Source organism: Pseudomonas sp. 5Ae-yellow (genome assembly GCF_014077575.1).
Classification (GTDB): Bacteria; Pseudomonadota; Gammaproteobacteria; order Pseudomonadales; family Pseudomonadaceae; genus Halopseudomonas; species Halopseudomonas neustonica.
In genome coordinates this window covers 1-9,998 of sequence record NZ_JACGWE010000066.1, presented here as the reverse complement: position 1 = coordinate 9,998, position 9,998 = coordinate 1, and the positions used below count along the sequence as shown (strand labels likewise).

Here is a 9,998-nt window from a genome sequence, read left to right as displayed (position 1 = left end):
AATTACATTGAGATGTTTTATAACCCAAGGCGCCGGCACGGCACGAGTGGTGACCTGTCACCGGTCGAGTACGAAAAGCGTCATTACCAGAGTCTGGCGAGTGTCTAGAATACTGGGGGCGATTCAACCACAACATTAGCGGTAAATTACTATTTTGTAATCTTCAGGTTCAACAGTCGATCGCTTTTTTATTACAAATTTGTAACGAAGTGGTCACTGGTTCGTTAACAGCTCTACTTTATAGTCTCCTACAGATAGCGCTCAGATATTTGGCCTGTATAGCGATGTTATATGAAGTCGCTTTCTTGTTTGGATCTTGAGCTATTCACTGTTGCATTAGCTGCGCATATGATCCTCGTCTTGACGCAGGTAGTTTGCGATTGGATAAGAGCCTCAACATACTTCACCTGCAGCTTCGGTCATAAGTAATCCACGCGTAGCACCCTGGCTTGCTCTTTCCTGGAAGCCAGCATGGCTGACTTAATGTGAGACGCCAGCATCTTAGGGCGAGGAAAAAACAGCTATGCCTTGGATTAGAAAAATAGTTCTGCTGTTGTTGCTTGCGCTTTTCCCATTGCAACATCATCCGCAGTTGTTGGCGCGAGGTAAAATTATGAAAATGGTTCGCCAAAAAGTTATCTAGGATATCTGCATGAATCTTTGAGTTCGGAGAAGGAGGGATTATAAAAAGCAAATAAAAAACCAGCCCAAATTGAGGCTGTTTTTTCCATGGCGACCAATGCGAGCGGTATATAACGAAAGGAATCTCGCCTGGCGTGGCCTTAAGAAGGAGCTTGAAAAAGTTTCCTTTTGGCGGCTACGCATCGGCTGAATCTGAGAGCTCTTAGAAATCTAATCGGCGCATCAATGCAAATAAGATCAGACGCGAAAGTAACCATTGAGTGCCATTTATCTGTATCTGACGTGCCTTCTATCTTCAACTTCTTTAGGAGACTTAGATGCGAGAAGTTCTATTCTTGCTAGGATTGATTACGTTGTCGTGCAACCTTGCCTTTGCGCAATCTTTAGATTTGCCGACCTTCACAGAGTCCTCACCTGTCAATGAGTTAAATACCTCCCTGGTTGAGCCTATCGATTCCATAAGTATGTTACGCGCCTTGGAGCTTGCTAGCTCTGCAAGCCCTCAACTGGCTGCTGCCAAACGCGAGCTGGCTGTTTCCCAAGCATTAATTACTCAAGCCGGAGTACGGCCAAACCCAATATTGTCCGCTAGTCAGGAAGGAATAAGGGGAGACGCCCCGGAGACGACGCTTGAACTTAGCCAAGAAATCGAGATAGGCGGTAAACGTTCGGCTCGTATTGAGGCAGCGCAACGCGCCATGGACGTAGCGGCCGCCGACCTACAGGACGCTCAAGCTCGACTGAGGGGGGCAGTGATGGGCGCATACTACGATGTGTTTACTGCTCAAGAACGGCTGGAGCTCGCTCAGGCTGCTTCAAACCTTGCGAAGCAAGCAGTGAACGTGGCCAATCGGCGTGTGAGGGCCGGCATGGTTTCTCCCGTAGAGGAAACCCGGGCGCGGGTTGCGGCTACTGGAGTGCAAGTGGAGCTTGCCCAGGCCACAGCTGAACTCGAAGCTGCGCGCACTCGTCTGGCGGCCAACTGGGGAAACCCACAGCCACGCTTTGAGCGAGTACAAGAGCCGGCAGAGGCAGTACCTCCGCTTCCCGAACTAGGCGAGCTTTATAGCCGTTTGAGCGATTCCGCTCAACTAACCCGCGCGCGTCGGGAAGCAGAAAGACGTCGGGCTGCGTTGGAGCTGGAAAGGACGAATCGCTTTTCTAACGTGACGGTTAGCGTAGGTGCCCAACGCTCAGATGAATATAACGGCACGCTGGGGCTGGTGGGTATCTCGATGCCCCTGCCGTTGTTTGATCGAAACCAAGGCAACATCGGAGCAGCGCAGGAACGGGCCTACCAGGCGCAGGACGAGCTTAACGCCGTCCATATACGCCTGAAAAGCGAACTTTCCCAAGCGCACATGCGGCTGCGCGCTGCTAGCCAGCAGTTCGAACTGTTGCGCAACGACATGCTCCCCAGTGCCCAAAGCGCTTATGAAGCTGCCAGCAAGGGGTTCGAACTCGGAAAGTTCACCTTCCTTGACGTACTGGATGCTCAACGCACGCTTTTTCAAGCCCGCTCTCAATACCTGTCTGCGCTCTCGCAAGCTAACCAGGCGGCGGCGGAAATTGCGCGAATTGTCGGCGATGGGTCGGCCGTTATCACCACGGCCACTCAGCCATAAGGAATCCATATGAAAAGTAAATCGAACACATCTTCCTTGGCTGTTCACAAGAAGCAGATTTTTTGGATCGTCGTCATATTAGGCGTGGCACTAGTGCTTGGCGGATTGCTTCTTGGCAGTAGTCCTGCTGTGCCCAATGCGAGCGACGAGCATGGTGGCGCTTCGGAGCATGATGATGAAGGGCATTCGGATGAGGATACCGAAGCCGAAGGAGATCATGGCCATGATGAAGAAGGCGCCGATAGCGATCACGAGGTCGGTGCGGCAGAGAAAGATGAGCATGACGATGGCCCTGAGGGAGCGGCGCACGCTGAAGCAGCAGAGGTTGAACTCTCTGAGTCCCAAATCCTAGCCGCGGGCATCTCGCTGGCAACCGCTCAGCCTGCACTGATAAAAAGCGCAATCGAGCTGCCTGGCGAAATTACATTCAACCAAGACCGCACAGCGCAAGTTGTGCCTCGTCTCTCAGGTGTCGTTGAAGCGGTCAAAGTTGATTTGGGCGAACAGGTGAAACAGGGGCAAGTACTTGCTGTGATCGCGAGTACAGACCTGTCGGAACGTAGAAGCGAGTTCTACGCGGCGCAAAAACGTCTTGCATTGGCTCAAAAAACCTATCGACGCGAAAAGGAGCTATGGGAAGAGCGTATTTCTGCGGAACAGGATTATTTACAGGCACAACAGGCTTTACGGGAAGCAGAGCTGACTGTTGCGAATGCAAACGCACAGCTACAAGCGCTTGGCAGTGATGCTGGCAAGCCAGACGCATTGAGCCGCTACGAACTCAGGGCGCCGTTCGATGGGATGATCGTTGAGAAGGACATCACGCTCGGTGAGTCAGTCAATACCGATGACCAGATATTCATCATTTCCGATCTCTCTACCGTTTGGGCAGATATCAGCGTTCCTGCCAATGCACTCAGCGCGGTACGAGTCGGCAGCAATGCCGTTATCGAGGCCACAGCATTCGAGTCCAGTGCCAATGGCACCGTTTCTTATGTCGGCTCACTTGTTGGTCAGCAAAGCCGCGCCGCTACCGCCCGGGTCACACTTCCCAATCCTGAAGGGGTTTGGCGCCCCGGCCTGTTCGTCAAAGTGCAGGTAGGCGCTGGCGAAGCATCCGTGCCAGTCGCAGTAAGTCCTGATGCGATCCACACATTGGAAGAAAAGCCGGTGGTGTTTGTACGGACCGACCATGGTTTTGCTGCTCAGCCAATCGTGACTGGTCGCAGCGATAGTGAAGCGGTTGAAATCAAGGAAGGTCTTCAGGCCGGAGCGCGCTATGCCTTGGCTAACAGCTTCATTATTAAGTCCGAGCTTGGCAAAGCCAGCGCCTCGCATGCTCACTAATACGGAGTTATAGACTGTGTTCGAACGTATCATTCGTTTTTCTATAGAGCATCGCTGGCTGGTTTTGCTAGCCGTGCTTGGCATGGCAGCGTTAGGAGTTTACAGCTACCAAAAGCTGCCTATCGACGCTGTTCCTGATATCACCAACGTACAGGTGCAAATCAACACTGCGGCGCCAGGTTATTCCCCGCTGGAAGTGGAGCAGCGCATTACCTACCCGCTCGAGACGGTAATGGCCGGGTTGCCCAAGCTCGAGCAGACACGTTCCTTGTCTCGATATGGACTTTCTCAGATCACAGTTATTTTTGAGGAAGGCACTGACATCTATTTTGCCCGCCAACTTGTGAATGAGCGCCTGGGAGGGGCCAAAGATCAGCTCCCAGAAGGCGTCACTCCAACACTTGGCCCTATTTCCACTGGGCTTGGCGAAATCTACTTTTGGACGGTTGAAGCTGAGGAAGGTGCCACCAAATCGGACGGTACGCCGTATACCCCTGCTGACTTGCGTGAGATTCAAGATTGGATCATCAAACCGCAAGTCCGCAATGTACCTGGTGTTACTGAGATCAATACGATCGGAGGATATGCAAAGGAATATCAGATCGCCCCCAACCCAGACACTTTGCGGTCGTTTGGACTAACACTACAAGATCTAATCGAGGCGGTTGAGCAAAACAATAACAATCTAGGTGCCGGATATATTGAAAAGCGCGGCGAGCAGTATCTTGTTCGTGCACCAGGACAAATGCAGTCTGTGGAGGACATCCGCAATACCCTTATTAGCAACGTTGACGGTACCCCAGTGCGTATCCGGGACGTTGCGACGGTCGAGGTTGGAAAGGAGCTCCGTACTGGCGCAGCCACCGAGAATGGCCGCGAAGTGGTTCTAGGTACGGCTTTCATGCTTATCGGTGAAAATAGCCGGGTAGTTTCTAGGGCTGTCGATGACAAGATGAAAGAGATAAACCTTTCGCTTCCGGAAGGCGTAAAGGCGATCACTGTCTACGATCGAACTGTACTCGTAGACAAAGCTATATCCACCGTTAAGAAGAACCTCACTGAGGGTGCCATTCTTGTTGTGGTTATACTTTTTCTCTTCTTGGGCAATATCCGTGCGGCGATCCTAACCGCACTTGTTATACCGCTGGCGATGCTCTTTACGTTCACCGGCATGGTAGCCAACGAGGTCAGCGCCAACCTGATGAGCTTAGGCGCATTGGATTTCGGCATCATTATCGATGGTGCCGTGGTGATTGTTGAGAACTGCGTGCGTCGACTTGCTCACGCTCAGTCCCATCACGGACGGGCATTAACGCTGTCCGAGCGGCTTCATGAAGTGTTCGCTGCGGCAAAGGAAGTGCGTCGGCCTCTACTATATGGGCAACTGATCATTATGATCGTGTATCTGCCGATATTCGCCCTTACAGGGGTAGAAGGTAAGATGTTCACGCCCATGGCGTTTACCGTAGTGACAGCGCTATTCGGGGCGATGATCCTCTCGGTGACGTTCGTCCCGGCAGCCGTTGCGCTATTTATCGGTAAGCGGGTTACAGAGAAGGAAAACTTTCTAATCCGCAATACTAAACGGGCCTACGCACCTACACTCGATGCGGTGATGGCCAACAAGCCAGCGGTGCTCACCTTTGCCGTAGTTGTAGTCATACTTTCCGGCCTCGTAGGGTCACGTATGGGCAGTGAATTCGTGCCTAGCCTCAACGAGGGAGACTTCGCTATCCAAGCCCTTCGTGTACCGGCTACCAGTCTTAGTCAGTCTGTCGAGATGCAGCAGCAGCTGGAACGAAAGCTTATGGGTGAGTTTCCGGAGATCGAGCGGATTTTTGCGCGCACAGGCACTGCGGAGGTGGCATCCGATGCCATGCCACCAAATATCTCTGACGGGTACGTCATGCTGAAGCCACAAGAGCAGTGGCCGGATCCAGGCAAGTCGCGCAATGAGCTCTTAAGCGAGGTCCAAGCGTCCGCCGCTGAGTTGCCGGGCAATAACTACGAGTTTTCCCAGCCGATTCAGCTGCGTTTCAACGAGTTGATTTCCGGTGTTCGTGCCGCGGTGGCCGTGAAAATCTATGGTGATGACATGGAGGTTCTTAACAGCACGGCGGCGGAAGTGTCCGAGCTGCTAGAACAAGTACCAGGCGCTTCAGAGGTTACGGTCGAGCAAACGACTGGCCTTCCTATGCTCACGATTGATATCGATCGCGATCAAATCGCACGATACGGCCTGAGTCTAGATACTGTACAGCAAGCGGTTGCAGTAGCTATCGGTGGCCGAGAGGCAGGCACCTTGTTTCAAGGAGACCGGCGTTTCGATATCGTGGTTCGTTTACCGGACGAGATACGCAGCGATCTCGCCGCAATTGAGCGGCTTCCAATTGCCCTTCCAAGGGAATTAAACAGCACCATAAGTTATATCCCCCTCGGCGAGGTGGCCACGCTAGATCTGTCCCCCGGTCCGAATCAGATCAGTAGAGAAGAAGGGAAACGGCGAATTGTTGTCAGTGCAAACGTCCGTGGTCGTGACATTGGATCATTCGTATCTGAGGCAGAACAGAAAATCCAGGCCCAGGTAGATATCCCGGCAGGTTATTGGATCGACTGGGGCGGTACCTTCGAGCAGCTTGAATCGGCAACGAAGCGGCTGCAGATTGTCGTCCCCGTGGCGCTGCTCCTGGTGTTCATTCTGCTTTTCATGATGTTCAACAATGTCAAAGACGGCTTATTGGTCTTTACAGGGATTCCATTTGCGCTCACCGGAGGCATTGTTGCGCTGTGGCTGAGAGATATCCCGTTGTCCATTTCAGCAGGAGTTGGCTTTATTGCTCTGTCAGGCGTCGCCGTTCTAAATGGCCTGGTAATGATCTCCTTCATCCGTAGCCTACGGGAGCAAGGTTTACCTCTGGACACCGCGATCCGCGAGGGCGCTCTTACCCGGCTACGACCGGTATTAATGACTGCTCTTGTGGCTTCACTCGGATTTGTTCCAATGGCTTTAAATGTCGGGACCGGTGCAGAGGTACAACGTCCTCTTGCGACGGTGGTGATCGGCGGGATTCTGTCTTCAACGGTGCTAACGCTATTAGTGTTACCGTTGCTTTACCAGCTGGTTCACCGTCGAGATGACGAGTTAGAAGAGCAAGCAAGCGCTAGTTCTTAACAGAGCTATCAAAATTGAGTGTCGGTACGCACGCCCCGTTCCTGCTATATAGCGAGTACGGGGCGTGTTAGTCAGCGCTGCGCCGAAGCCTGCATCGCCTGTTTAGAAGAATGTGGGCGGATGGCGGGTTGATCGTTTGGCGCTGTCGGCGCAATCTCCCGACGCGCCAAGCCGGTTCAGGCCTTAACACTATCGATGTGTTGGACGCCGTCAATTACATTTATGAAAGGCAATAGCATCTCCGTCCTGAGCACTGCACAATGAGCTATTGCTTAGGCAGGAGCTTGATTGTGAAAATCTTGGTTGCAGAAGATGAACCGAAGACTGGCGTTTACTTGAAACAAGGTTTGGCTGAAGCTGGGTTTGTTGTCGACTTGGTCACGAACGGTATTGATGCGGTCCAACAGGCTCATGATGAAGAATATGACCTGCTGATTTTGGACGTGATGATGCCAGGGCTGGATGGCTGGCAGGTGCTTGAACGAGCACGCGCTGCGGGCAGTGAAACGCCTGCGCTGTTTCTGACTGCTCGAGACCAGGTGGAAGATAGAGTCAAAGGCCTAGAGCTTGGGGCAGATGATTACCTGGTCAAACCGTTCGCCTTTTCCGAGTTGCTGGCCCGAGTAAGGTCGTTGCTGCGTCGTGGAACCAATGCAACTGTCCAGACGAGCTTGGCCATTGCAGACATGCAGGTGGACTTGTTGAAGCGAAGAGTCGAGCGCGGAGGCAAACGCATCGATCTGACTGCAAAGGAATTCATGTTGCTTGAGCTACTGCTTCGCCGTCGGGGTGAAGTGTTATCTAAATCGCTTATTGCATCCAAAGTATGGGATATCAACTTTGATAGCGACACTAATATTATTGAGGTCGCTATTAGACGACTACGCGCAAAAATTGATGATGACTTCCCTGTAAAGTTGATTCAAACCGTTCGAGGCATGGGCTATTTCATCGATAGTACAGAGTCAAGTTGAGCTTGGCGTTACATGCTTAAACGATTGCTGCTAATTTAATCTCGAATGTGGTGATTCTATCCGCTGAACTGCATTCAATTGTTCCTTTGTGCGCTTCGATAATCGACCGGGTAATAGCCATTCCAAGACCCGCATTCAAGGTGCTTCCTTCGCGCCTTGCGGTATCGATTCGGTAAAAACGGTCAAAAAGCTTATCGATATGCTTAGCAGAAATTATCGGGCCTTGGTTACTCACCTTCAAGAGCACCCAATCATCTGCTCTCGAGACCTCAATAACGACAACAGTGCCTTCATCTGCGTAACGCACTGCATTGGACAAGATGTTCGAAAGGGCGCGTCGCAACATGAGATTGTCACCTTGTACCCAGGTGACGCCTTCGCAACTCATGATCAGTTTTAACCCCTTTTCGTCGGCCGCATATTCGTAATATTCGAGCACGCTCGCTCCGATAGTTGCCAGGTTGTGATCTTCTAAATCGGGAGTAATCATGCCGTTGTCGGCTTTGGCCAGAAATAGCATGTCGTCGACCATTCGCGACATCCTGCGGAGCTCCTCAAGGGTCGACAAAAGAATTTCTTTGTAGTCTTCGCCAGAGCGATCCTTCATCAGCGCCACTTCAGTTTGGGTCAGCATGCTGTTCAGCGGTGTGCGCAGCTCATGCGCGATGTCAGCTGAAAAGCCCGATAGGCGAAGAAAGGAATTATCCAATCGCTCAAGCATGGCGTTAAAGCTGTTCACGAGCTCATGCAGTTCGGTTGGTACCGATTCGGCAGGGATTCGCGTTTCCAGGCAGTTGGCAGTGATGGTGGAAGTTGTCTTTGACAGGCGGGAGATCGGCTTGAGACCCCGGCCAATAAATGCGTAACCAAGTACGCCGCTGAGCACAGCACTGACGAGAAGTGTATAAATGAACCATTGACGAATCATTTCGAAAAAGTGGGTGCGGTGTGTGACATCTAGGGCCAAGTGAATCGTCTTTCCTTCTCCATCTGCCCACTCCCCGATCCGCTGGGTCGTCCCCGTGTAGATGTTGGGGCCCACTTGAATCAGCCACTTGTCAGCATTGCCGGAGTTATTAAAAGGCAGGTATTTTTCGGGCAGGTTGTGATGTGAATAAACGACGCGGTTTCCGGCTTTAATCACGACAGCAAAGCCAAATGAGGTGTCAAGCAATCGGTCGATGTCGGACATTATGGATGACCCAAGGCCGTCATTGCGCGACAGAACTGCCTCCAGCGACTGTATCTTGTGTTGGAGAACCTGTTCATCCTGTCGCTCAAAATGCAGGCGACAAAAAAAATCAAAGCTTACGGCAGCGAACGCCAGAACTGTTGTTACTACCAATATAAAAAGAAGCGCCATTCTGGCGCGCATAGACAACATACTCATAACTGTTTCTCGCTCAGTACCAAAGGCAGCGTTAGTGAAAATGACCAGGCATTTCGTCCTTTACCCTTTACCTCCGCATCTGAACGCCCTAAAGGTGTCCGCCAAGCACCTGGCGCCGGACAAACCACATTTGCAGCAGAGGTAACGCGATCCACTGGGCAATGGGTGACAAACCTACATTCGTAAAGGGCAGCACCGGCATGGATTGTTCATAGGTCCAGCGTTGAAATGGGCCTGTCGCCAGGAGCTCAAAAACTACGGTAATCAGTAGGCCAGCAATTAGGAATATGCCAAGGGGCAGGAATCGATCTGCCAGAAACCAGTACCTTGAACGGGCGAATAAGCTAGCAGTCCAGAACGCTCCAAGGGAAATAATGACGTCGCCGCCGGTGGCTCTGGTGCAATGCAGAATGACGCTGAAGTAATGAGTATCGTCGAATCCGGCAAATAATGGCATCTGCATCAGCTCCCAGATAAAATGCAGGAAGAATGAGAAAATTGCGACGTGTAGCTCTGGTGTGTTCAGTATTCTATTTTTGTTGATAGATAACTCCTTCGGTACGAAATAAGACGGACTAACAGCATTCGATTGAATGCGGATTTAGGCGGCTGTCTTTATTAGAGTCGAAGAGAAAAGGGCTCTATAACGAACCCTTGGTTAAGTTAGCATCGTTTTTTACTATTCGGCGGTTTGCTGAGTCTTCATCATGCCCATCATTATATTGAATCGCCCCCAGTATTCTAGACACTCGCCAGACTCTGGTAATGACGCTTTTCGTACTCGACCGGTGACAGGTCACCACTCGTGCCGTGCCGGCGCCTTGGGTTATAAAACATCTCAATGTAAT

Annotated in this window: 7 protein-coding genes; 5 read left to right on the top strand and 2 right to left on the bottom strand. The window is 51.6% G+C overall.

Features of this window, described 5'->3' with window-relative positions; translation table 11 throughout:
* The 5 genes from H4J77_RS18555 to H4J77_RS18535 all read left to right on the top strand — a co-directional run.
* A partial coding sequence (locus H4J77_RS18555; RefSeq protein WP_148079639.1) for an IS3 family transposase occupies nucleotides 1-108 on the top strand: 108 nt, incomplete at its 5' end.
* 869 nt (nucleotides 109-977) lie between these two features.
* Entirely contained in the window at nucleotides 978-2,267 is a 1,290-nt protein-coding gene (locus tag H4J77_RS18550; RefSeq protein WP_259364925.1) for a TolC family protein, read from the top strand.
* A 9-nt stretch (nucleotides 2,268-2,276) separates the two neighbouring features.
* Complete coding sequence (locus tag H4J77_RS18545) at nucleotides 2,277-3,614, top strand: efflux RND transporter periplasmic adaptor subunit (RefSeq protein ID WP_123891420.1); 1,338 nt, start codon at nucleotides 2,277-2,279, stop codon at nucleotides 3,612-3,614.
* A gap of 16 nt (nucleotides 3,615-3,630) precedes the next feature.
* A complete protein-coding gene (locus H4J77_RS18540; RefSeq protein ID WP_123891421.1) occupies nucleotides 3,631-6,786 on the top strand; it encodes an efflux RND transporter permease subunit in 3,156 nt (1,051 codons plus the stop codon).
* A 290-nt stretch (nucleotides 6,787-7,076) separates the two neighbouring features.
* On the top strand, nucleotides 7,077-7,760 hold the full coding sequence (locus H4J77_RS18535) for a heavy metal response regulator transcription factor (protein WP_123891422.1): 684 nt from the start codon (nucleotides 7,077-7,079) through the stop codon (nucleotides 7,758-7,760).
* Between the two features lie 16 nt (nucleotides 7,761-7,776).
* Here H4J77_RS18535 and H4J77_RS18530 read toward each other — a convergent pair whose 3' ends face one another.
* Nucleotides 7,777-9,150 (bottom strand): heavy metal sensor histidine kinase, encoded by a 1,374-nt coding sequence (locus tag H4J77_RS18530; protein WP_182249911.1) that lies wholly within the window; start codon nucleotides 9,148-9,150, stop codon nucleotides 7,777-7,779.
* Nucleotides 9,151-9,238: 88 nt separating this feature from the next.
* Entirely contained in the window at nucleotides 9,239-9,607 is a 369-nt protein-coding gene (locus H4J77_RS18525) for a hypothetical protein (RefSeq protein WP_220469433.1), read from the bottom strand.
* Nucleotides 9,608-9,998 lie beyond the last annotated feature (391 nt).